Raw genomic sequence first — 21,603 nt, 5'->3', positions numbered from 1 at the left:
TTTTTTTTATGCCTGTTCGATTTCGATTTTCTGCAGTTCGGCGAGATTTTTCCCTAATCTCTGTAAAATTATTCCGTAAACAATTCTGTAGTAAATCCAAATCAGGATCACACTTAAAACCATCATCAAAATAAGTCCAACGTAGAAACCGATTAAAGTTGGATGATTAAGCTCAATGTTCTGAGAGGATAAAGTCCAGAAGGTGAAAATTGCCAGAACAACTGTATAAAGAATAATTAAAAAGATATTGGCCAAAATAAAATAGTTGACCGTCTTTTTGAATTTCATAATTTGTAAAATCAGCTTTTTGAGATTCGATTCAATATTAATTCTCTTGTAATTTTTGTAAAATTTAACCACAAAAAAGGCAGTCAGAATTAAACTGATTATTTTCAGACATAAATAAAGATGATTAAAATTAGCCTCTAAAGCAACAGAATTTTTAACACCCAATTTGGTTAGGATATTCATAAAACTGTTAGAATCATCACCCAGAAAAAGATAATAAAGGTTCATACATAAAATGACAAGAAATTCTGCAGCACTGATCCAAAGAATATATTTCACATAATTCCGTGAGGATTTATTCAGCATCGCTTCAATATCGGTGCTGTTATATTTTGGTTGAACTTTCTGTTCCTGCCAAGTTTTCTTGAAATTATCTAAATCAAATTCAGGCATGTTTTTCCATTAGTTCTTTTAAAGTTTTTTTTAGTCGGTTCATTTTCACGCGCGCATTAACTTCGGTAATTCCTAAGTTTTCCGAGATGTCTCTGTAAGGCAAATCATCCAGATACATCATTACAATGGCTCTTTCAACATTGGGAAGCATTTTTACCACCCGATAAAGCAGAGAGATCTGCAATTGTTTTTCGTCATCATCTTCCACAAAATCCTGGTGATGATAATCCATCAGTTCATCAGTTTGAGGTGATTTTGTTTTTTTTCTAAAAAGTGTAATAGCAGTATTCAGGGCAACACGATACATCCACGTCGAAATTTTTGAGTTTCCTTTGAATGTGTCGTAAGAACGCCAGAGTTGTAACACAATTTCCTGAAACAGATCCTGTTCATCTTCTAAAGAATTGGTGTAGAGTCGCGAAACCTTGATAATCAAACCCTGATTATCCTTAATTAGTTTCGCAAATTCTTTTTCTTTAATGCTCAAAATCAACGGAAATTTACAGAAGCGAAGATAGGATTTTTTGTGGAAAATTCTGCAGTAAACAAGTTGGAACAGGATTAGATGCGCAAGGTTCACCACAACAATTCTCGAACAAAAATGATATATTTGCCACATGATTCTACGCGGAGAAAATTTAATTAAAGAGTACGGACCGAAAAAAGTGGTAAAAGGCGTTTCAGTCGAGGTTTCACAGGGCGAAATCGTTGGTCTCCTGGGTCCAAACGGTGCCGGAAAAACAACCTCTTTTTACATGATCGTGGGTTTGGTAAAACCAACTTCTGGAAAGATTTTTCTTGATAATAAAGAGATCACAAGCGACGCAATGTATCGCCGTGCACAGAAAGGAATCGGTTATCTTGCGCAGGAAGCCTCCATTTTTCGTAAACTTTCTGTAGAGGATAATATTCTCGGAGTTCTGCAACTCACCAAGCTTTCAAAGCGCGAACAGCAAATGAAATGTGAAGAATTAATCGAAGAATTTTCTTTGCAGCACGTGCGGAAAAACCGTGGAGATCTGCTTTCCGGAGGGGAACGAAGAAGAACGGAAATCGCACGCTGTCTCGCAACAAGTCCGAATTTTATTTTGTTGGATGAGCCTTTCGCGGGAGTAGATCCGATCGCGGTAGAAGATATTCAGAAAATTGTAAGAAGTCTGGTCGATAAAAATATTGGGATCCTGATTACAGATCACAATGTGCAGCAAACCCTTGCGATCACGCATAAAACCTATATCATGTTTGAAGGAAAGATCCTGAAGGAAGGACTTCCGCATGATCTGGCCAACGATCCTCAAGTTAGAGATGCCTATCTAGGCGAGAATTTCGTTTACCAGGATATTCTGAACCGACCAAAAAAGAAATCTTATGCCTATAACATCTGGGCCGGAAATTTCGATGCGAAACAGCAGTTTCAAAATTTTGTACAGGATGATTTCCGTGGAATGGAAGGACTTAGATTGCTTTACGGTTTCGAAGACATCAGTTTCGCTTCTTTGTCGAATTCTGAAATTGAACATATTTTTAAGGAAGTAGTGGATAAAAATGCAAATAATGCGTTCCTTTTTCAGAAGAAAGAAATCAATGACGCATACCCTTTAGAAACGGTAATGGGTGAGGCAAAAAATCACCGGACAGAACAACTGCGTTACCTGACAACTTTCTTTTATGAAGCATAAATTTTAATCTGCAAGATTTTAAATCTTGAGCTAGAAGTGGAATATGCCAAAGCCATTTAACAGAACAATCACCCTTTACCACATTTATCAGCAACTCATACCGTTTATAAAACCGTATCGGGTAATGATTTATGGCACGCTGTTCCTCACATTTATCGGAGCTTTGTTAGCTCAGGTGAATCCTTTGGTTTTAAAATATACGGTTGATGAAGTTACTCAGCTAACGCAACTTCCGGATCCCATGAAAGACGGTATTCATGTTCTGGTCGTAATTTCCGCGATTTTGCTCGGTAAAGAATTTCTAAATATTTTCATCCAGTTTGGACAAAAATTTTACGGCGAAAAGATCAGGATCAGCACGAGTTCGGTTTTAGCACAATCTGCGATCGACAAAATCCTGACGTACCGAGTTGCTTATTTCAACGACGAAAACCACGAATCAGGTAAATTACAGATCCGCATCGACCGTGGAATTGAGAGTTTAACAAAGTTGGTGCAGAATTTCTTCATCGATATTTTACCGCTATTTTCGAACGCTTTTATCGCCTTGATCATCATGTACATGCAAAATGTATATGTTGGTTTGGTTTCTACGATCGTGGTTCCCATTTATTTTGTGATCAGTTCTTTGCAGGCAAAAAAGCTTTCCGGCGTCCGACGGACTTTAAGAAATCAGAGAGAGCAAAAAACTTCCGGACTTTTAAATTTGATCAATTCCATTATGGTGATCAAAAGTTTCGTGCGGGAAAAGTTTGAGGGCAAGAAACAATATGATTTGCAGATGCAGCTCATGAGCAGCCAAATGTTTACGCGAAGAACCAATTTTATCTATGACGGTTTAAAAACTTTTATCGAGCAGTTTGGTGTTGTAATGATCATTTTGCTCACCGTTTATTTAGTGCTGGATCAAAAGATGACGATTGGTGCGATCATGCTTCACATCCTTTTATTTAATAATGTTTCTTCACCAATTCGGCAATTGCACAGGATCTACGACGATATGAACGACGCCATGATCTATGCTGAGGGTTATTTTGATATTTTAAATGCGGAAGAAGAAACAGAACCCAACGGAACTTTCGTCGAAAAAAGTATTAAAGGAAAATTCGAACTCAAGAATGTAAACTTTACTTATCCGAACGGGACAAAAGCTTTAAATAATGTTTCGATGCTTATTGAGAACGGAAAAACTACGGCGCTCGTTGGTTTGAGTGGTGCAGGAAAATCCACCATCATAAATCTGTTATGCAAATTTTATTTACCGGATTCCGGATTGATCGAACTGGATAACATCAATTTAAATCAGTTTGATAATACTTCGCTCCGAAGCGATATTGGTTTAGTACTGCAAAAAAATCACATCTTTCAGGGAAGTATTGAAGATAACATACGTTATGGAAACATGAACGCCACTTTTGAAGAGATCGAAACTGCGGCGAAAAAAGCTTATCTCCATGATCAGATCATTGATCTGCCACAACAATATAAACATGATGCAACGCAACTTTCCGGCGGTCAACAGCAGCGAATTGCCATTGCAAGATTATTTTTGAAAGATCCGCCGATTATTTTTCTGGATGAACCAACCGCAAGTTTAGATGCGATTGCGACAGAGCAGATCAAAAATTCTTTAGATGCTATAAAAGAGGGTAGAACCGTCGTCATTATTTCACATTCTCTTTCTCAGATTTTAGATTCTGATACGATTTATGTCATGAAAAAAGGTCAGGTCGAAGAAAATGGAACGCATGATGAGTTGGTTGCTATGCAGGGAACTTATCGCGAAATTTTCGATGCCTCTGCACGAAGTTTGAATTTGGATAAACTCATGAGTACGTATCGGCAGAATTAATTAGTGAAGCCTTTCAGCCTTCAAAAGGCTGAAAGGCTTTTTAAACTGGAAAATATAAATAGTATTTTTGTAATATTAGAAAAAAATAAATGAAAAAAATCATCCTCTCCTCCTTCTGCATTTTCGCTTTAACGTCTTGTCAGAAAATTGAAGAAAGCGTTACGACCATCGTTTCAGAAACGACAGCAAAAGCTCAACAGAAAGCGAAAGAAACCGTTCAGGAAACGGTGAATGAACAATTAGGAAAATTGGTCAATTCAGAAAATATAGAGTTCAACCAAATTTTTCCACATCAAAATAATTTAGCAATGGACAATCAGGTGGGAAGAAAGGTCGCTTTTCCAAACGGTACTCCTTTTTACGTTTTTAAATATAAAATTGCTGATAAAGATCTGTTGTTGAAAACCTTAGTGGATCAACCTACGAGTGATGAAGCGAAATCTAAGAAAGAATTTGATAAAGTTGACGGTACTTCAATTATTGAAAAAATTACTTTTTTTGAGAAATTCTTACCCTCAAATTCTATTGACATGAGTTTTTTAGATGACATTAAAAATGATAAGAATATTGAATACTACAAAGTGAAACGTTTCCCTAATGCAAGCACTATCATTTATAATCCGAAAAATGAGATGGTTTATCAATTTGTAGAAGTTAAAAAATAGTTGATTTTAAGAAGATGAAAGATCATTTAATTCAAAATACCGTTGACTTTGTAAAAGTAAAACTCGAAGGTGCAGAAGCCGGTCACGACTGGTTTCATATCGAAAGAGTCTGGAAACTTTCGAAAAAAATCGCAGAAACAGAAGACTGCAATTTAGAAGTTGTAGAACTTTCTGCTTTGCTGCACGACATTGCTGATCCTAAATTTCATGATGGTGACGAAACTTTAGCTTTAAAAATATCGAGGGATTTCTTAGAAGCGCACGAAGTCTCTACCGAAATTATTGAACAGGTTTTATTTATCATCAAAAACATTTCCTTTAAAAATAGAGGTGAAATTCCCGAAATTTTGCCTGTTGAACTGAAAATTGTTCAGGACGCAGACCGCCTGGATGCGATTGGTGCGATCGGAATCGCACGGACTTTTAATTTCGGGGGCTTCAAAAATAATTTAATGTACCATCCGGATCTTCCGCCACAACTGAATATGACGAAAGAGGAATACAAAAAAAATGAGGGAACGACCATCAATCATTTTTATGAAAAGTTGTTGCTGCTAAAAGATTTGATGCATACCAAAACCGCAAAAAAAATCGCGTCGGAAAGACACGATTTCATGCTGAAATTTTTAGAAGAGTTTTATAAAGAATGGCAGGTTACATTCTAAAGAATATTGTAACCAACAATCAAAGAGAAATTATTGTAGTAACCATTAATGAATAAATAATCGTTTAAAATATACTTTTTTAAGTAAGATCTTGCCTGGAATACCCATTTGTCTTTGTAGTTAAAACCTAAACCAAATCCTGCATTTGGTCTCGCATTTACATTAAATTCTTTTTTCACAGTCAAGCCGACAAGTTCATATTCCAAAAAATTATCGCCCACTTTTATCGTTGTTAAATTAAATAAACCATCAATAAAAATTTTAGAATCTTTGTTAATAAACATGTAATAACGAGCTCCCACTGGAATTTCTATGGCACTGAACTGAACTTCGGAATTGCTAATTACACTGTTTCTACCTGTCTGCTTGTAAGTCGTATAAGTTGGCTCAGTAAATAACGCAAATTTATTTTTACGGAAAGGTAGTACGTATTCTAATTCAACTCCAAATCTTGGACTTATTTTATTGTCAAAAGCTAAAGAAATACCTGGATTTGCGGGAACTTCATAATCTACATTCGAGAAAGAAATTCCCGGACGTAAGTAAAGATTGAAGATCGATTTTGCTCCAAGGGATCTCTGCTCAGAAGTCGCAGTTTGCAAAGGATTATAATCCTCAAAAAAAGTGGTAAGAACCTGCTCTTTGTAACTTAATTTATCAATTTTTTTACTGGCATCGTTACTGGTAAAATATTTTTTCAATTGATTTTTATATTCATCATTTGTTGCGTAAGAGCCATTATCGTTCGCCGGGAAATAACGTTTGTAAATTAATTGTGTAATGGGCGTATTTACATCGGAATAGAAGAATTTAAGCAATTGTTCATCGTTATAAATGTAAAGATTTTTATCGCCGACAAAAATTTGTTTTAAGAAGACCGTTTTATCAATCCAAATTGGCGCAGATTTATCCGTTAAATACTGCAAATTATCGGTTGATTCATCTATCTGACCTATGAAACGGACATATTTGGAAAAATTATAAACTCCAAATTCTTTTACTTCACTTATTTTACCTGTTAAATTGGCACCATCCTCTGATGATCTGTAAGTAAAAAAGGTTGGATTAAGATTCCAGTCTTCATTTTTTATTAACACGTCGGTTTTCTCGCCGCCATTATTAATATAATAACCTTTTTCAAATATAATTTGAGAAAACGCAGTGGTAAATAAGGAAAGGAGTAAAATGAGTAATGATTTTTTCATATTTTTAATTTATATTAAAGTGAGGGCAAATATAATTATTTAATTAAATTTGTCGCTATGTTTTATTTATTTTTCCTCCTTTTTGTATTTCTTTTGGCGGGTTTATTTGTTTCTGTATTTAAAAGCAAGAGACTGAAGAAGTGGGCGAGAGTTTTTCGGATTTTTACCGTCACTTTTGCTGTTGCACTTTTTACTTATTATTTTACAACTAAAAGCTTAACGCAGTACCGGGAAAATTCTTTAACGGTTCAGTTGATCAACAAACTGCCATTTCCACTGGATTTTTATCTGGTGAAGATTAAAAATGGCGATCAAACAACGTCAAGGTATGAAACCCGACATATCGGAAGCATCCGAAGCAATTTTTACAGGATTGATTATCTGGATATGAAAGACTCTGATCAGTTTTGGATCGCTGCATTTATGGGCAAGAAAAATTTGGTTTATTTTTCTCAGCACGCCGTTCCAAATAAAAATGAAGATCAAATCATCGAGATTCACAACTATATTAATCAAAGTGCAAAACTTTCGGAGATTTCCAAAACACTTGTCGCAGAGAAGAAATTCGAAAACATGAAAACCGCCATCTGGATCACGTTAGACTTGTTGTTACTTTTCCTGAATTTCTCTTTGTTATTCAGAAAAATGAAATAAAAAAATCCCGAAAAATTTCGGGATTATCGATTGTTGTTTGCTGTTTATTTATTTTGCTTGCTGTTCTTTCAAAGCTTCTTTATCCTTATCCGAAGGATTCCAGACTTTCACTTCAGAGTTTTTCGTTATTCCAGAGAGGATCTGAACATTGATACCATCGGAAGCGCCTAATTTCACATACACTTTTTTGAAACTTCCATCTGGTTGTTTTACTTCTACAAATGGTTTATCTACGCCTTTTACTTTTTCGTACTGGATCAAAGCTTCATCTAAAAGAAGGGCGTTTTTCTGTGAGCTTAAAATAATTTCTCCATTCGCCGAAAATCCGGCACGAATATATTCATGCGTTTCATTGAAAACATCGCCTTCAATGGGGAATTTTATGGTTCCACTTTCATCTTTTCCTTTCGGCGCGATCATCGTCACCCGTCCACGGAAACTTTTATTCTGTAAAGCACCGATGACCACGTTCATGTCCATTCCTTCCTTCAATTTTCCGGCTTGAGCTTCGTCAATGGTACCTTCAAAAATTAATGAATTTAAATCTGCGATGGAACAAATGGTAGTTCCGGCGTTAAAGGAGTTGGCTTCAATAACCTGACTACCGACCTTTACTGGAACTTCTAAAACGGTTCCTGTGGCTTTTGACCGAATCTGGGTCGTTGCTAAACTTGCCAGTTCCGGCGTTGTTCCGGTTCTCGCAATCTGAAGGTTTTTTTGAGCAGTCTGCAACTGTTGTTGAGAGTTTTTCAAGACCTGTTGCGTTGATTGCAATGATTGCTGTGCAGAAATATACTCCTGTTTAGAAATTACACCTTGAGTATATAAACGTTGTTGCATCGCAAATTGTTTCTGCTGTGTGTCTACGTTAATTCTGGAGTTGCTGATCTGAAGGTTTGCATTATTAATGTCTTGTTGAGCAGCATTAATATTTTGAACGGTCGGGACAATTCTAATGGTTGCTACCAATTGTCCTGCAGTTACCTGATCGCCTTCTTTCACTAAAATTTTATCAATGATCCCGGAAATGTTTGGTTTGATCTCGATCTCTTCGCGCGGTACAATTTTTCCGGTCGCCAAAACCTTATCGTCCATATTTTGAACCACGGCTTTTTTGGTGAGAAACATTTCGCTCTTTTTGGAGTTGGAATTGATCAGATATCTAATTCCCATCACTAATCCTACTAAAAAGATGAGTCCTAAGATGATATAAATAACTTTTTTAACGGTGAATTTCTTTTTCATAATTAGTTTTTATTCTTTTTTACAGTCATATGTCTGCGCCAATCTTTATCTTCATTTGTTTGAAAGAATTTCAAATTGCGATTATATATGAATGATTTCTATAGTTTTTTTAAATTTATTCTGTTCTCAAAGCTTCTATTGGTCGGATCGATACTGCTCGTTGCGCGGGAATCATTCCAATTAAAAGTCCCAGAAAAACCATCACGCCCATCGCAGCGAAGACTTCTCCATAATCTACGGTTGGATTATAAAATGGAAAGGCATCCTGACCTTCCGTTAGAGCATTTAGGATCATGAGCAGAAAAATCCCGAAAATAAATCCTAAAAGTCCTGAAGTGATCGTGATGACGACGCTTTCTAATAAGATCTGATTTCGAACTTCTGCAGGTTTCGCACCTAACGCCCGCCGAATTCCTATTTCATTGGTTCGCTCTTTTACCGTTATCAACAGAATATTTGAAATTGCGATGACTCCTGCCAAAATGGTTAATGTTCCTACAACGATCGTTAAGAGCTGCATTCCAGTCAAAAATCCAGTCAGCTTGCCAAAAAGTTTTCCTAAGTTAAAACTCCCGAAAGCATTGGTGTCATCTGGTGAAACATTGTATTTTTTCTTGAGTTCAATTTTTACGGCATCTTCCAGCAAATTTAAGTCAGCATCGTTTTTCCCCACGATCGCAAAAAATCCTACTTTATCGCCGTCATTATACATTTTGGTGAAAGTACTGAAAGGAATGTAGGCGGAGTCGTCACCGCCCATGTTTCCACCTTGTTTTTGAACGCGAAAAACACCGATGACATTGAAAAATAAACCTTTCACGGTGACTGATTTTCCCAAAGGGTTTTCGTTCTTCTTAGCATCGAAGAAGTTCTTATAAATTTCCTCACCGATGACGATGACATTTTTATTTTGGCTGATGTCTGCATCATTAATATACCTTCCAAAAATTAATTTTTTTTCTGAAATTTTATTTCCAATGGGATAATCTCCGGTCAAGGTATAAGTCTCATTTTTGCCGTTTTTAGAAAAAAGTTCGCCGGGAGTGCCAAAATTTCCGCGGGTAGACTGTGGAGAAATATAATCAATTTCGGGTATTTTTTTCTCTAAGATCTGAATGTCTGGTAAATGTAAAGCCATTTGTCGGCCTTTCGGGAAACCGTCGTAAGGAATCGCGGTGTTTTGTGCCCAAAGAAAAATAGAGTTCGTCGCGAAACCTGCAAAAGCTTTGTCAAACCCATTCTCCATTCCTTTCGCGGCACCCAAAAGCGCTACAAAAAGGAACATGCCCCATCCAACACCGATCATGGTGAGAAAAGTTCGAAGTTTATTATTCTGTAGAGAATGATAAATTTCTTGCCAGGTATCGAGTTTAAAAATAATGTTCATAATTTTTTAAGTCAATTTTTTCAAGTCAATTCGGCTTCGCCGGTTAATTTCTTGGAGTCAATTTTCCTTTGATGTCAATTTAATAAAGTGGATTTTTTACTATTCAATATTCAATATTTCTTACAGTTTTCCTGCATTAATCAATTTTGATAATAATATGAATATCGTCTCTAATGGTTTACCAACTTGTTCTAATTCTTCAATAGTTAGCCAGTTTTCTTCAAAAATAATTTCTAAGCATGAATCAATTTCTATAATCGAGCCTCTGGAAATTTCGTAATATCGATTTCTTTCTACTTGCGATTTTCTAGATGATCCTTCAGATAAATTTAGCAATACTGAAGTCGAAGCTCTTCTTATCTGATCAATCAGATTATATTTTTCGAATGCAGGAAGTTTCAAAATTAATTGATAACAAGCTTTCCGAAATTTTTTTGCCTCTTTGTAAACTTTTAAATTATAATGATTAAGATTTAAAAACATTTTTCATTTTTTTAAAATTCACCATTCACTCATTCACCATTCAACCTGTTCTAATCGCTTCTCAACGCTTCAATCGGTTTTATTTTACTGGCTCTGTACGCAGGAACAAATCCCGAAATTAATCCGGCGATGACCAAACATACGAAGGCTACAGAAATTAATCCCCATCCAACAGAAGGCGCCATGATAAAATATTTCTCCAGACTGTCGCCTATTAATGTTAATGTTAAAACTCCGAGTCCCACTCCTATAATACCGGAAATTACGGTGATGACCACACTTTCCTGAATAATCAAAGCCACGATCGAATTCGGTTTTGCGCCGATGGCTTTTCTAACGCCAATTTCCCTAGTCCGTTCTTTCACGATATACACCATGATATTGCTAATTCCGATAATCCCGGCTAATAAAGTTCCGAGTCCAATAAAACCAACAATTAAAGTAATAATGAGCAAAAACTGGAAAGTTTTCTCCATATTTTTTGCGTTATTGTTCACACGAACAGCATTTTCATCATCCGGAGAGACCTGAAGATTTTTTTTAAGATTTTTTTCTAATTGATCGCTGTAGGTGATCGCCTGAGCGGGAGTTAAATTCTGATTATAAGTAATGTAAATTCTGGTTAAAGTATCTGAACCTTTCTTTAACTGCTGTAATGTAGAAAGTGGAACGCTGATCATTCTTTCGTCTTGATCTCCACCGTCATCGGAAAACACACCGATCACTTTAAACATGGTTCCGTTCAAGTCCAGATCTTTTCCTATGGCACTTCCGTTTTTAATGAGATCGCGTTGCACCATTCTACCGATTACGGCTACATTCTGCTTCTTTTCGAGATCTGCATTATTGAGATACCGACCGTCTAAAACACTTCTGTTTTCTATGTAAGTTTCTGAAGGATCGGCACCATTTACCTGGTACGATCCACTTTCTTTGCCATATTTCACCAGCATGTTTGCGATGTATCGGGCGGAAGAATGTTCTACCTTTTCGGGATCCTGCTGGATGATATTTTCGAAATCTTTATTCTGAAGGGTCACTTTTCGATCCGACTGCAAACCATCAAAAGCAATAGTAGTTTTACCGGTAGAAATGGAAATTAAATTGGAGGCATCTCGCGCAAAACCTTCTGTAAAAGCATTTTTTAAACCATTTCCAATTCCGAACAAAACAATAAAAATATAAAGACCTAAAGCCACCGTGAAACCCGAAAGAACCGTTCGCAATATATTACTGCGAATGGACTCAAAAATTTCTCTCCAGCGGTCAAGATCAAACATATTTTTTAATTGATTTTACTGATTTATTATTCTAATAGAAGATTCTTTAAGCTAAAACTCTTTGCGTGATAAATTCATCACTCTCAATAATTCCATCTTTTAAAATGACGTTCCTTTTTGTCTCTGCAGCCACGTCTGGTTCGTGTGTTACAACGATAATGGTTTTGCCGTTGTTGTTAATTTCCTGCAACAATCGCATGATATCGTAAGTCGTTTTAGAATCTAACGCTCCTGTTGGTTCATCGGCAAGAATTACTTTCGGATCGGTTATTAGAGCTCTCGCGATCGCGACTCTTTGTTTTTGTCCACCAGAAAGTTCATTCGGCATGTGCGTTGCCCAATCGGCAAGTCCAACTTTTTCTAAGTAAGCCATTGCTCTTAAATTTCTTTCTTTTCTTGGAACATCCTGATAGTAGAGTGGAAGCGCGACATTTTCTAAAGCATTTTTATAGCCGATCAAATTAAAAGACTGAAAAATAAATCCTAAAAATTTACTTCGGTATTCTGCCGCTTTAATTTCCGATAAATGTTCAATGGGAATTCCATCGAGATCATAAACACCCGAATCTTTTTCATCTAAAATACCAATGATATTAAGCAATGTAGATTTACCGGAACCGGAACTTCCCATGATCGAAACAAATTCTCCTTCGTCGATATTCAGGTTTATTCCCTTCAAAACGTGAAGCTTGCTTTTTCCGGTATCGTATGATTTATGTAAGTCTTTAATTACTAACATGCAGTGGTAGAATTTGTTTGAAATATAAGTATCAAAATAAAGGGGTTTGTTACAGGCAACGTTTTCTTTTTCTAAAAAGCTTTTGTTTAACCCGTAACCTTTTGTTCGTCGTGTTTTTGTAAAGCTGTTTAAGACAAATTCACGGGAACGTTCATGTTTGAATCCTTAGTAGTCCGCAAAAGCAATAACAGAGCAAGGTGTGTGTCTTTGTGGAAAACTTTTAGGCTTCAAAGTCAGAGTTTTAGTATTTAGACCTTTCCTGAAAGGGTTCTATTTCCTATTTTTGTGACTCACACCTCTGAGATCATATTCAGGGAATCGTGGAAAAATATTTATTTTAATATTCACAAAATCAGCGTTTTAAGTGATTTGCTGCTTTTCTCCACAATGATCATTAAACATAATTTGTAAATCAATCGAGCATGGGAATTTTTGACAAAAGAGTAAGTTATAAACCTTTCGAATATCCGGAAATTCTGCAGTTTGTAGAAGCCATCAACAAATCATTTTGGGTTCATTCCGAAGTAGATTTCACGGCCGATGTTCAGGATTTTCAGTCGCAGCTGGAGCCACACGAAAAAAACGCCATCAAAAATGCTCTTTTAGCCATTGCTCAAATTGAAGTTTCTGTGAAAACTTTTTGGGGAAATCTCTACAATCACATGCCGAAACCAGAATTGAATGGTTTAGGGGCAACTTTCGCGGAGTGCGAATTCCGTCATTCGGAAGCGTATTCCAGATTACTGGAAGTTTTGGGTTATAACAATTCTTTCAATCAGGTGGTCGAAATTCCGGCGATTAAAAAGAGAATAGATTTCCTTTCCAACGTTTTAAAACATGCGAATTCTACGACTCCGAAAGAATATGTTTCATCACTTTTACTTTTCAGTATTTTAATTGAGAACGTTTCCTTGTTTTCTCAGTTTGCGATCATATTATCGTTTACAAGATTCAAAGGTTACATGAAAAATGTTTCCAATATTATCGCCTGGACTTCTGTTGATGAGCAGATTCACGCAAATGCAGGAATGTATCTGATTAACAAGATCCGTGAAGAACAACCGGATTTACTGACCGATTCTGATATCGAAGATATTTATACTTTGGTTGATCATTCCATTGAATTGGAAAAAGAAATTCTGGACTGGATCTTCGAAATGGGAGAAATCGACAACATCGGGAAAGATGACTTACTCAACTTTATGAAATACAGAGTTGACGACAGTTTGAAAAAAATCGGAATGAAAACCCGTTACAATATTACGCCTGAACAATACCGACCAATGGTTTGGTTTGAAGAAGAAGTTTTCGCCAATTCTATGGATGATTTCTTCGCCAAAAGACCGGTTGATTATACGAAACACGATAAAAGTATTACGGAGAACGATTTGTTCTAGTTTGATTTGGGCGCTCTCGTCATAAAAGACGAGACCTTCCACTCCCTCCCGATTTTACATCGGGATCCGTTCAAGTCGGGGCGCAGTTGAGATTGTAAGATAAAAGTGGCGCGAGCGAAGCGAGAGTCGATAATTTTAAAGTAAAACGGTAATTAATACAAAGTAGCGGTGGTCAATAATATTAAAAAATTGCAATCAACTTTAGTCCAATTATAATTGTAACTTATCGGTGAGTAGAGAATAATTCTCTCCAATTAATTTTCACAAAAATTATTATTATGAAAACAGCCTCAGCAAGCCAGATCGATCAGTTAGAAATTTTAAAAAATAAAATTCAATTATCTACAGACAATGAAGCGACGAGCGAAATGTTAGTAGAGGTTGAGGAACTTTTAAAGGACATCGACTTTATGAGTACTTTTTATAATAGTTTTATGGGTGATATGAGAATTTATAAATCCCAGAAAGTAATGACCGTGCAAAGTTCATTAACAAAAATTCTGGACGAAGCGATTGAATTTTATAAACAAAAATAGATACTATTTCTATTTGCGAATTTTTTTAAAAGTTTATCAGATCAATAGGAACGGACTTTAGTCCGTTTTGAAAAAGAAAAAGTACAATTGGCTTTAGCCAAAACCTATTTGGAGTAGAGCGCTGTTAGAGCTCCAAGCTCTGACAGCGATTTGAAAGTTCGCGAAATAGAAAAGACAGAACTTAATAGCCCCGATTGAAACGGTATCCTTTTTTGGTGATTGAGCGGAGGCGAAATCACCAAAAAAGATTGAGTGGAAAGCGGGTCCAATACAGATAAAAAGCGAGCATTTTATGCTTCGAAAAAAATAAAAAAATACAGTGTACCCAGTACATTTTAGAGAAAAAAATTATGGAAGAACAATCGAAAATCTGGTGGCTGAACGAAGAATCGGAGCAAATGCTGAATCGTGGTTATTTGTTGAAAGGGGAAACCGTAGATGGCGCGATCCTCAGAATTACGGCGGCTGCTGCGAAACGATTATATAAACCTGAGTTGCAACCGGCTTTCGAAGAGATGATCAGAAAAGGCTGGATCAGTTTTTCTTCTCCGGTTTGGGCCAATATGGGAACGGAACGCGGCTTGCCGATTTCATGTTTCAATGTTCACGTTCCGGATAATATCGAAGGAATTACCCACAAACTGGGTGAAGTGATCATGCAGACGAAAATTGGTGGCGGAACTTCCGGATATTTTGGGGAACTGAGAAATCGGGGAACTGCAGTAACCGACAACGGAAAATCTTCGGGTGCAGTTTCCTTCATGAAATTATACGATACCGCAATGGATGTTGTTTCGCAAGGCGGCGTTCGTCGTGGTGCTTTTGCAGCTTATTTGGATGTTGATCACGGCGATATCGAAGAATTTTTGTCCATTAAAGATATTGGAAGTCCGATTCAGAATTTATTTACCGGGATTTGTGTGTCGGATTACTGGATGCAGGATATGATCGACGGCGATATGGATAAACGCAAGATCTGGGCGCGGGTTTTAGAAAGTCGCCAGCAGAAAGGTTTGCCGTATATTTTGTTTACCGATAACGTGAACAGAAACAAACCACAGGTTTATAAAGATTTAGGCTTGCCGATCAACGCAAGTAACTTGTGTTCCGAAATTATGTTGCCTTCTAACGCAGAAGAATCATTTATTTGCTGTCTATCTTCTATGAATTTAGAATTATATGATGAATGGAAAGACACCGACGCAGTGAAATTAGCCATTTATTTCTTAGATGCAGTTTTGTCTGAATTTATCGAGAAAACAGAAGGAAATTATTACTTAACGGGTGCGAGAAATTTCGCAGTGCGTCACAGAGCTCTTGGTTTAGGGGTTTTGGGATATCATTCCTACTTACAGAAAAACATGATCCCGTTTGAAAGTTTTGAGGCGACTCAGTTTAATGCGAAAGCGTTCCGCCAGATCAAAGAGCAGTCTCATCTTGCCTCCCAGGAACTGGCCAATATTTACGGCGAACCGGAAATTTTGAAAGGCTACGGAATGCGCAATACGACCACAATGGCGATCGCTCCAACCACTTCTAGTTCTGCTATTTTAGGACAAACTTCTCCAGGAATTGAGCCGTTTGCCTCCAACTACTACAAAGCAGGTTTGGCGAAAGGAAATTTTATGCGCAAGAATAAATACCTCGCTAAATTACTGAAGGAGAAAGGTTTGGATAATGAAGATACGTGGAGAACGATTATGTTAAATCACGGTTCTGTTCAAAATTTGAAAGAGTTGAGCGAGGAGGAAAAAGCAGTTTTCAAAACCTTCCGTGAAATTTCTCCGATGGAAATTATATCGCAGGCGGCACAAAGACAGCAGTATATTGATCAGGCTCAATCATTGAACCTGCAAATTCCATCGACGATGCCTGTGAAAGATGTAAACTACCTTTATATCGAAGCCTGGAAAAAAGGGGTGAAGACTTTATATTACCAAAGAAGTTCTTCCGTTTCGAAAGAGATGATGGTGAACTTTGTGAGTTGCTCGAGTTGTGAAGCTTAGCATTCAATCTTCATAAAAAATAGTAAAACCACAGAATAATTTCTGTGTTTTTTTTAAATTAAATTAAAATGGTAATATATAAATATAGAGACTGGGATATAGAAAATCACAAGAAAATTTTAACGCATAACGAAGTTTTCCTGTCGTCACCTCAAAATTTAAATGATCCTTTAGATTGTAGAATCTCACCAGATTTTTCCCTATTGGACACTGATGAGAAAATAGTTTTATATATCAAAAATTATATGAAAAGGCACACAGAATTTTTTCTGTCGAAAGGCAAGAATTTAATTATTGAAGCTAACAATATATTCTCGTACTTAAAATATAACGTGAAAGATTACCAGGCAAACTATGATAAAAATTTATTTGAAATGCAAGATAAATATTTTGGAATACTTTCGCTGACTTTATCGTGGAAAAGTAATTCGTTATGGACAAATTATGCAAAAAACCATCAAGGATTTATTATTGGTTTTTATGAAGATTGTCTAAAAAGATCTGAAAGATTTGGAAAAGGAGGTTTAGTATTTTATCATGAAAATTTTCCTTCAATATTTCCAATTGAAGATAGTATAAATGATTGTATTCAAAATATGTTCAAACAACAGTTTTCCAAATCTCATCATTACAGTTTTGAAGAAGAATATAGAATTGTAAAAAATTTCTTTCCAGGAAAAGCTTCTTATAAAGAACGCAAAATTATTGTAGACGAGGAATGTATAGCAGAAATTGGCCTTGGATGTAAAATTTCCAAAATTGATGCAGATCAAATTATTAGTATTGCTAGGGCCAGAAATATCCCGATTTTTAAAATGAATACAAAACCTGGTTCATTTGAATTAGACAGGCAATATATTTCTTGATTACATAAAATACCAAAGCGAAATTTAAAATTGTATGTGGTTTTTTGTTTAAAAAAAATCGGTCTCAAAAATTTTGAAACCGAAACAATTATTAAAAGTATAAAATCTACTCTGGAAATCCATTGAAGTAAGTAATGCCATAATAAGCACTCCAACCTGCGATAAGAATGATGATCACCCACATCCAGACCGGAATGGTTTGCGGCGTTTCGCTGCCTTCGATCACAAAACTCTTTTGATTTCCTTTATCGTAAGCATTGATCATTAACGGAAAAGAACCGTCGACGATATCGTTTTCTTTTAATCCTTCAATACTAATTGCAGGACCATTTTTTACAGTGAAATTTATCTTTCGGATCCCTTCTCTTCCCGATTGTGCCTGACTCACAATTTTCAAAATGTGTTCGCCATCCGTAAGTTTGGAGGTGTCAAAATCGAAAACAATCGGCGTTTCCAGATCAGCAATTGGATGTTTGTCTTCATCGATGAAAAGCAGAACTTTGGTTTTATCTTTCGTCATCTTTTTAAATTTAATTTAAAATAGAATTTTTGATATGATCACTATTTTTCTCTCCCGGTTTTATTAAATATTTTAAGGAATAAAACAAGGTGTAAAGAGTAATTATTGCAATAACTCCTACGATCATCCAGTCCCAGCTGCTTTCCGGACCAGTGCCGTGCGTAAAACTCTGGGTGATTTTGGGCTGCTGCAGTTTGCAGGCGTCACACGCAAAAGCAAAATTTGCAACGAGAATTAATATAAATGAAATGATATTTTTATAATTTTTCATAATTCTATTTGTTTAAGATTATTAAGTCTATCTAAATTATTTCAGACCACAAAAGATGCAAAAGTTTTACTTTATCAGAAGTCGATCAAAGTTTGCAAAAAGCATTGTCAAGTCAACTTTAATTTTTTCATTCTTTTGATTTTTTTTCATTGCAGAAACTGTCGGTATCTTTTGCCATTTTTGCGGCTTAATGAATAAGAATTTCAGATTTTCAAGAATTTACTTTATCTCATCATATATTTTTTTGACTTCTTCTAAAGTCACTGGTTTTGCGGCATTGCCCCAACTTGACCGTTCATGATTCATTAAAGCAGTTACCATTTCTGCGGTGAAATTAGCATTGGTACCAACTGCCGGCATTACGCCGTAACCTGGTCTGCCGTTATAGCCTTTCATAATAATGGTTACGTAAACTTTTAAATCGTCACCCAAAACTACAGGACTTCCTTTTAATGGTGGGAAAGCGCCGGGTAAACCTTCGCCATTAGCCTGATGACAGGCAACACAGTTTCCACTGTATAATTCACCGCCATCTGGTAGAGCTCCTGCTGCTACTGTTGCTGCTGCTTTTTCTGTTTGTTTGTACAAAAATTCGGGGGCTAGAACGCCATCTGGTAATTTCGTTTGTTTTAAAGATAAAAGATAGGCCACCAATTGAAGTGCTTCTTTCTTCGCCACGATCTTATTGAATTTATTTTTCAAGAATTTTTCGGGAACTTTCACTTCAACATCACCTTTAGCGATATATTGTTTTTCTTCAAAAAGCCATTGAAAAGCCGGCATGATCGATTGTGCAACCACCGCACGAGGTTGATAAAGATGCAGCAACTGCCAGTCGATACTTGGTTGTCTTTCTCCGATATTGGTCAAATCCGGACCTGTTCTTTCGGAGCCTAATAAATTGGCAGTGTTTCGCCATACATCGGTTCTCTGATTTCTCGCATAATCTGCGGGAATATTTGGTCTGCTTCCAAAAACCTTATCCATCTCCACACTTCGAACCTGTTGCGTATGACAGGCGATACAGCCGTTTTCTACATAAATTGCTTTACCCGCAATTTCATCTTTAGTCAGCGGTTTCGAATTCGGCAATGGTTTGTAAACCTGCTGATTTTGAATCGCAGGTAAGATTGCAATGTTTAAAGTCAGAAAGAGGAAAAATACGATTGCAGTCCCAAATAGCAGTTTATGATTACTATAAAAATTCATGTGCGGTAGTTATTTAGTTGGGGTAAATTCAGTATTTTGAAGTTTTTTCTTCGCAGCCAAAATTTCAAATGGGGTAGTTGGTATTTTAACTTCTATTTTTCTATTTACCATTTTGTAAAAATTATAGGCAAATACAAAGTGAGAGATCCACATCATTGTTCCGCCAATTGCTCGCCATAACCAAAACGGCGCCATCGCAACAACACTATCGATGAAAGGTTTTTTCGCCATCCAAAGCAATCCTTTTTCCGTAGATCCGATCATTAAAGACACAATGTAAAACATTAAACCGATGAGGGCTAACCAGAAATGTATTCCTACCCAGATTTTTGGTGGTTCTTTTCCTGTAAGTCTCGGTACAAGCGTATAGATAAATGCCCACAACATAAAGGTGATGATTCCATACATCGTCATATGAGAGTGTGCGACGGTAAAATCGGTAAAGTGCCAAATTAAATTGGTGAATCGAAAAGCTTCTACCGTTCCCTGCATGGAACCTGTAAAATAGAAGATGATTGAAATAAGATAAAAAGGAAGCGTATAACTAGACTTCAGCTGATACCAGTTTCCATTAAAGGTCAAGAGGAAATTTGTAGTTCCCGCCACAACCGGAATGACCATTCCAACGCTCGCCACAATAGCTACCGTTTGCATCCACCAGGGAATTGCACTGAAAATAAAGTGGTGACTTCCAATAAGCGTGTAAAATAAAATTTGCGTCCAAAATGCCAGAATTCCTAAACTGTAAGAATAGATCGGTCGGTTAAGCTGCTGTGGTAAAAAGTAATACATTAAACCCAGACACAAAAACATAAACCACATTCCTACGCCTTGGTGCATATAGTAACCCTGAATAATAGTCTCTCCTAAACCGTGCTGCCAGAATGGAAGATAAGCGACAAGCAGAATAACAATTACATACATTACCGCTGCAATTATGTACCAGTTCGAAACATAAATTTCTTCGGTCTTTCTGCGGGCGATCGTCATCAGAAAATTATAGAGCGTAAGCACGATTCCTGCGGCGAAAAGCGCCATGATCGGCCAGATATATTCGCGGTATTCTCCACCGCCATTGTTAATACCTGCCATGAGGGAAATTGATCCCAGAATCACAGAAGCATTCATTAATATTAAGGTGTAATAACCATATTTTAAATTGAAAATATCGGTGTTACTAACTCTTGGAATGACATAATAAGATAGTCCAACCATTGCGAAAGATGCCCAACCCCAGAAAACAAGATTGGTGTGAACCGGACGAAGCCGTCCAAAACTTAACCAGCTTTGATGGTCAACATCTGGCGCAACAAACTTAATTCCTAAATATTCTCCTACCGAAGTTCCTACTAGAAGCCAAAGGATGGAAAAACCGATAAAATAAAGGATCAATTTAGAAAGATCGGGAGAAATATAATTTTGCGCAATAGGACTTTTTTTATGAGGTATTACCCGGATCGCATCAATTTTATTAATGTTATTGATGATTCCTTTCTCATCAGAAGCCGCAAGATTTCCAGATAATTCATTCTGTGGAAGTTGATATTCAAGTTCTTTTGTCCTCCTTTCGTACTGTTCGATTTCCGCGGGCGACAGCGTTTCTATTTTCTTTTCAAATTCTTGAAGTTGCTTTCTGTTCGTCAGATTTTTGTAAGTTCCATAGGTTTTTACAATGGCAATTACCAGACCTGCAAGAACTGGAATCAGAACCAACAATAAGGTCATTTGTATTCCTGATTCTCCAAATAGTGAATTATTCATAAAAAAATAAATTAGATGACAATATTGTCCTTTATTAGGGTAAAAATTTTTTACCTCTTCAAAAAAGAAATTCCATCTGAGACCTCCTCTGCTAAAAAACGCAGCGATGTTCCTTCTAAAGTTTCTCTAATGTCTGCTCTGATCTTAACAAAGCTGTTATGAAGGGGACAAGGTTTAAAAGCATTACACTTTCTTAATCCCAAACTGCAGTCTTCCAGTAAACTATTACCGTCAATGGCTACAATAATATCCCATAGTTTCACATTGTCTAAATCGTCTTCATTTAAAAAAAAGCCACCGGTTGGACCTTTAGCAGAACGAATAACGTTGACCTTAGTAAGCTTTTGTAAAATCTTTGCGGTGAAAGCCACTGGAGAATCGATCGATTTTGCAATTTCCATTTGATTGACTTTTCTGTCCTGAATGGATTGTTTAGCAATATAAATCGACGCCCGGATTCCGTACTCACATGATTTTGAAAACATTATTATGCTAATTTAGT

At 36.5% G+C, this 21,603-nt stretch carries 21 protein-coding genes and 1 pseudogene; 9 read left to right on the top strand and 13 right to left on the bottom strand.

Going from position 1 to position 21,603, the window contains the following annotated elements; genetic code table 11:
- Positions 1–6: 6 nt before the first annotated feature.
- Together ACZ9HT_RS10120 and ACZ9HT_RS10115 are read right to left on the bottom strand one after the other, a co-directional pair.
- Entirely contained in the window at positions 7–681 is a 675-nt protein-coding gene (locus tag ACZ9HT_RS10120) for a beta-carotene 15,15'-monooxygenase (RefSeq protein WP_476040366.1), read from the bottom strand.
- A complete protein-coding gene (locus tag ACZ9HT_RS10115) occupies positions 674–1,168 on the bottom strand; it encodes an RNA polymerase sigma factor (protein WP_476040365.1) in 495 nt (164 codons plus the stop codon). Before ACZ9HT_RS10115 ends, ACZ9HT_RS10120 begins: the two co-directional genes overlap by 8 nt.
- Before the next feature lie 130 nt (positions 1,169–1,298).
- Between ACZ9HT_RS10115 and lptB the strand changes: the two are divergent.
- The 4 genes and pseudogenes from lptB to ACZ9HT_RS10095 all read left to right on the top strand — a co-directional run.
- Positions 1,299–2,024: pseudogene (gene lptB / locus ACZ9HT_RS10110) on the top strand (LPS export ABC transporter ATP-binding protein); the annotation flags it as partial.
- A gap of 460 nt (positions 2,025–2,484) precedes the next feature.
- Positions 2,485–4,212, top strand: coding sequence for an ABC transporter ATP-binding protein (locus tag ACZ9HT_RS10105; RefSeq protein WP_476040516.1), 1,728 nt, complete (start codon positions 2,485–2,487; stop codon positions 4,210–4,212).
- Positions 4,213–4,301: 89 nt separating this feature from the next.
- Positions 4,302–4,877 (top strand): hypothetical protein, encoded by a 576-nt coding sequence (locus tag ACZ9HT_RS10100; RefSeq protein ID WP_476040364.1) that lies wholly within the window; start codon positions 4,302–4,304, stop codon positions 4,875–4,877.
- A 14-nt stretch (positions 4,878–4,891) separates the two neighbouring features.
- Positions 4,892–5,542, top strand: a complete 651-nt coding sequence (locus ACZ9HT_RS10095) for an HD domain-containing protein (protein ID WP_476040363.1) — start codon at positions 4,892–4,894, stop codon at positions 5,540–5,542.
- Here ACZ9HT_RS10095 and ACZ9HT_RS10090 read toward each other — a convergent pair.
- Positions 5,539–6,747, bottom strand: a complete 1,209-nt coding sequence (locus tag ACZ9HT_RS10090) for a hypothetical protein (RefSeq protein WP_476040362.1) — start codon at positions 6,745–6,747, stop codon at positions 5,539–5,541. The genes ACZ9HT_RS10095 and ACZ9HT_RS10090 overlap by 4 nt on opposite strands.
- 57 nt (positions 6,748–6,804) lie before the next feature.
- Here ACZ9HT_RS10090 and ACZ9HT_RS10085 point away from each other — a divergent pair, with 57 nt between their 5' ends.
- Positions 6,805–7,401, top strand: coding sequence for a hypothetical protein (locus ACZ9HT_RS10085; protein ID WP_476040361.1), 597 nt, complete (start codon positions 6,805–6,807; stop codon positions 7,399–7,401).
- A gap of 48 nt (positions 7,402–7,449) precedes the next feature.
- On the opposite strand, the gene ACZ9HT_RS10080 is transcribed toward ACZ9HT_RS10085, so the two are convergent.
- The 5 genes from ACZ9HT_RS10080 to ACZ9HT_RS10060 all read right to left on the bottom strand — a co-directional run bounded on the left by ACZ9HT_RS10080 (position 7,450) and on the right by ACZ9HT_RS10060 (position 12,535).
- Complete coding sequence (locus ACZ9HT_RS10080) at positions 7,450–8,646, bottom strand: efflux RND transporter periplasmic adaptor subunit (protein WP_476040360.1); 1,197 nt, start codon at positions 8,644–8,646, stop codon at positions 7,450–7,452.
- A gap of 115 nt (positions 8,647–8,761) precedes the next feature.
- Positions 8,762–10,033 (bottom strand): ABC transporter permease, encoded by a 1,272-nt coding sequence (locus tag ACZ9HT_RS10075; protein WP_476040359.1) that lies wholly within the window; start codon positions 10,031–10,033, stop codon positions 8,762–8,764.
- A 120-nt stretch (positions 10,034–10,153) separates the two neighbouring features.
- Positions 10,154–10,516 carry a four helix bundle protein gene (locus ACZ9HT_RS10070; protein WP_476040358.1) on the bottom strand — a complete coding sequence of 121 codons (363 nt, stop codon included), beginning with the start codon at positions 10,514–10,516 and terminating at the stop codon, positions 10,154–10,156.
- 50 nt (positions 10,517–10,566) lie between these two features.
- A complete protein-coding gene (locus ACZ9HT_RS10065; protein ID WP_476040357.1) occupies positions 10,567–11,796 on the bottom strand; it encodes an ABC transporter permease in 1,230 nt (409 codons plus the stop codon).
- A 46-nt stretch (positions 11,797–11,842) separates the two neighbouring features.
- On the bottom strand, positions 11,843–12,535 hold the full coding sequence (locus tag ACZ9HT_RS10060) for an ABC transporter ATP-binding protein (RefSeq protein WP_476040356.1): 693 nt from the start codon (positions 12,533–12,535) through the stop codon (positions 11,843–11,845).
- Between the two features lie 422 nt (positions 12,536–12,957).
- Here ACZ9HT_RS10060 and ACZ9HT_RS10055 point away from each other — a divergent pair, with 422 nt between their 5' ends.
- The 4 genes from ACZ9HT_RS10055 to ACZ9HT_RS10040 all read left to right on the top strand — a co-directional run bounded on the left by ACZ9HT_RS10055 (position 12,958) and on the right by ACZ9HT_RS10040 (position 17,340).
- On the top strand, positions 12,958–13,932 hold the full coding sequence (locus ACZ9HT_RS10055; protein WP_476040355.1) for a ribonucleotide-diphosphate reductase subunit beta: 975 nt from the start codon (positions 12,958–12,960) through the stop codon (positions 13,930–13,932).
- A gap of 278 nt (positions 13,933–14,210) precedes the next feature.
- Positions 14,211–14,468, top strand: a complete 258-nt coding sequence (locus tag ACZ9HT_RS10050; protein ID WP_476040354.1) for a hypothetical protein — start codon at positions 14,211–14,213, stop codon at positions 14,466–14,468.
- Between the two features lie 332 nt (positions 14,469–14,800).
- Positions 14,801–16,474 carry a ribonucleoside-diphosphate reductase subunit alpha gene (locus ACZ9HT_RS10045; protein ID WP_476040515.1) on the top strand — a complete coding sequence of 558 codons (1,674 nt, stop codon included), beginning with the start codon at positions 14,801–14,803 and terminating at the stop codon, positions 16,472–16,474.
- Between the two features lie 332 nt (positions 16,475–16,806).
- Positions 16,807–17,340: a DUF2971 domain-containing protein gene (locus ACZ9HT_RS10040; protein ID WP_476040353.1), complete on the top strand. Its 534-nt coding sequence runs from the start codon at positions 16,807–16,809 to the stop codon at positions 17,338–17,340.
- Between the two features lie 106 nt (positions 17,341–17,446).
- Here the strand turns inward: ACZ9HT_RS10040 and ACZ9HT_RS10035 are convergent, their stop codons facing one another.
- The 5 genes from ACZ9HT_RS10035 to ACZ9HT_RS10015 all read right to left on the bottom strand — a co-directional run bounded on the left by ACZ9HT_RS10035 (position 17,447) and on the right by ACZ9HT_RS10015 (position 21,586).
- On the bottom strand, positions 17,447–17,860 hold the full coding sequence (locus ACZ9HT_RS10035) for a cytochrome C (protein WP_476040352.1): 414 nt from the start codon (positions 17,858–17,860) through the stop codon (positions 17,447–17,449).
- Positions 17,861–17,870: 10 nt separating this feature from the next.
- Complete coding sequence (locus ACZ9HT_RS10030) at positions 17,871–18,131, bottom strand: hypothetical protein (protein WP_476040351.1); 261 nt, start codon at positions 18,129–18,131, stop codon at positions 17,871–17,873.
- Positions 18,132–18,350: 219 nt separating this feature from the next.
- Positions 18,351–19,340 (bottom strand): cytochrome c, encoded by a 990-nt coding sequence (locus tag ACZ9HT_RS10025; RefSeq protein ID WP_476040350.1) that lies wholly within the window; start codon positions 19,338–19,340, stop codon positions 18,351–18,353.
- A gap of 9 nt (positions 19,341–19,349) precedes the next feature.
- Positions 19,350–21,101 (bottom strand): cbb3-type cytochrome c oxidase subunit I, encoded by a 1,752-nt coding sequence (locus ACZ9HT_RS10020; protein ID WP_476040349.1) that lies wholly within the window; start codon positions 21,099–21,101, stop codon positions 19,350–19,352.
- A 50-nt stretch (positions 21,102–21,151) separates the two neighbouring features.
- Positions 21,152–21,586 carry an RrF2 family transcriptional regulator gene (locus ACZ9HT_RS10015; RefSeq protein WP_476040348.1) on the bottom strand — a complete coding sequence of 145 codons (435 nt, stop codon included), beginning with the start codon at positions 21,584–21,586 and terminating at the stop codon, positions 21,152–21,154.
- Positions 21,587–21,603: the final 17 nt, after the last annotated feature.

It is taken from the genome of Chryseobacterium sp. UYP7 (assembly GCF_056279225.1).
This window is presented reverse-complemented; position numbering and strand designations above follow the sequence as displayed.

What these genes read in the sequence shown, in the direction of transcription:
- ACZ9HT_RS10050 (WP_476040354.1), top strand. Translation starts at nt 14,211, where the DNA reads ATGAAAACAGCCTCAGCAAGCCAGATCGATCAGTTAGAAATTTTAAAA.
- ACZ9HT_RS10120 (WP_476040366.1), bottom strand. Translation starts at nt 681, where the DNA reads ATGCCTGAATTTGATTTAGATAATTTCAAGAAAACTTGGCAGGAACAG.
- ACZ9HT_RS10095 (WP_476040363.1), top strand. Translation starts at nt 4,892, where the DNA reads ATGAAAGATCATTTAATTCAAAATACCGTTGACTTTGTAAAAGTAAAA.
- ACZ9HT_RS10035 (WP_476040352.1), bottom strand. Translation starts at nt 17,860, where the DNA reads ATGACGAAAGATAAAACCAAAGTTCTGCTTTTCATCGATGAAGACAAA.
- ACZ9HT_RS10080 (WP_476040360.1), bottom strand. Translation starts at nt 8,646, where the DNA reads ATGAAAAAGAAATTCACCGTTAAAAAAGTTATTTATATCATCTTAGGA.
- ACZ9HT_RS10090 (WP_476040362.1), bottom strand. Translation starts at nt 6,747, where the DNA reads ATGAAAAAATCATTACTCATTTTACTCCTTTCCTTATTTACCACTGCG.
- ACZ9HT_RS10100 (WP_476040364.1), top strand. Translation starts at nt 4,302, where the DNA reads ATGAAAAAAATCATCCTCTCCTCCTTCTGCATTTTCGCTTTAACGTCT.
- ACZ9HT_RS10020 (WP_476040349.1), bottom strand. Translation starts at nt 21,101, where the DNA reads ATGAATAATTCACTATTTGGAGAATCAGGAATACAAATGACCTTATTG.
- ACZ9HT_RS10030 (WP_476040351.1), bottom strand. Translation starts at nt 18,131, where the DNA reads ATGAAAAATTATAAAAATATCATTTCATTTATATTAATTCTCGTTGCA.
- ACZ9HT_RS10105 (WP_476040516.1), top strand. Translation starts at nt 2,485, where the DNA reads ATGATTTATGGCACGCTGTTCCTCACATTTATCGGAGCTTTGTTAGCT.
- ACZ9HT_RS10055 (WP_476040355.1), top strand. Translation starts at nt 12,958, where the DNA reads ATGGGAATTTTTGACAAAAGAGTAAGTTATAAACCTTTCGAATATCCG.
- ACZ9HT_RS10060 (WP_476040356.1), bottom strand. Translation starts at nt 12,535, where the DNA reads ATGTTAGTAATTAAAGACTTACATAAATCATACGATACCGGAAAAAGC.
- ACZ9HT_RS10015 (WP_476040348.1), bottom strand. Translation starts at nt 21,586, where the DNA reads ATGTTTTCAAAATCATGTGAGTACGGAATCCGGGCGTCGATTTATATT.
- ACZ9HT_RS10075 (WP_476040359.1), bottom strand. Translation starts at nt 10,033, where the DNA reads ATGAACATTATTTTTAAACTCGATACCTGGCAAGAAATTTATCATTCT.
- ACZ9HT_RS10085 (WP_476040361.1), top strand. Translation starts at nt 6,805, where the DNA reads ATGTTTTATTTATTTTTCCTCCTTTTTGTATTTCTTTTGGCGGGTTTA.
- ACZ9HT_RS10065 (WP_476040357.1), bottom strand. Translation starts at nt 11,796, where the DNA reads ATGTTTGATCTTGACCGCTGGAGAGAAATTTTTGAGTCCATTCGCAGT.
- ACZ9HT_RS10025 (WP_476040350.1), bottom strand. Translation starts at nt 19,340, where the DNA reads ATGAATTTTTATAGTAATCATAAACTGCTATTTGGGACTGCAATCGTA.
- ACZ9HT_RS10070 (WP_476040358.1), bottom strand. Translation starts at nt 10,516, where the DNA reads ATGTTTTTAAATCTTAATCATTATAATTTAAAAGTTTACAAAGAGGCA.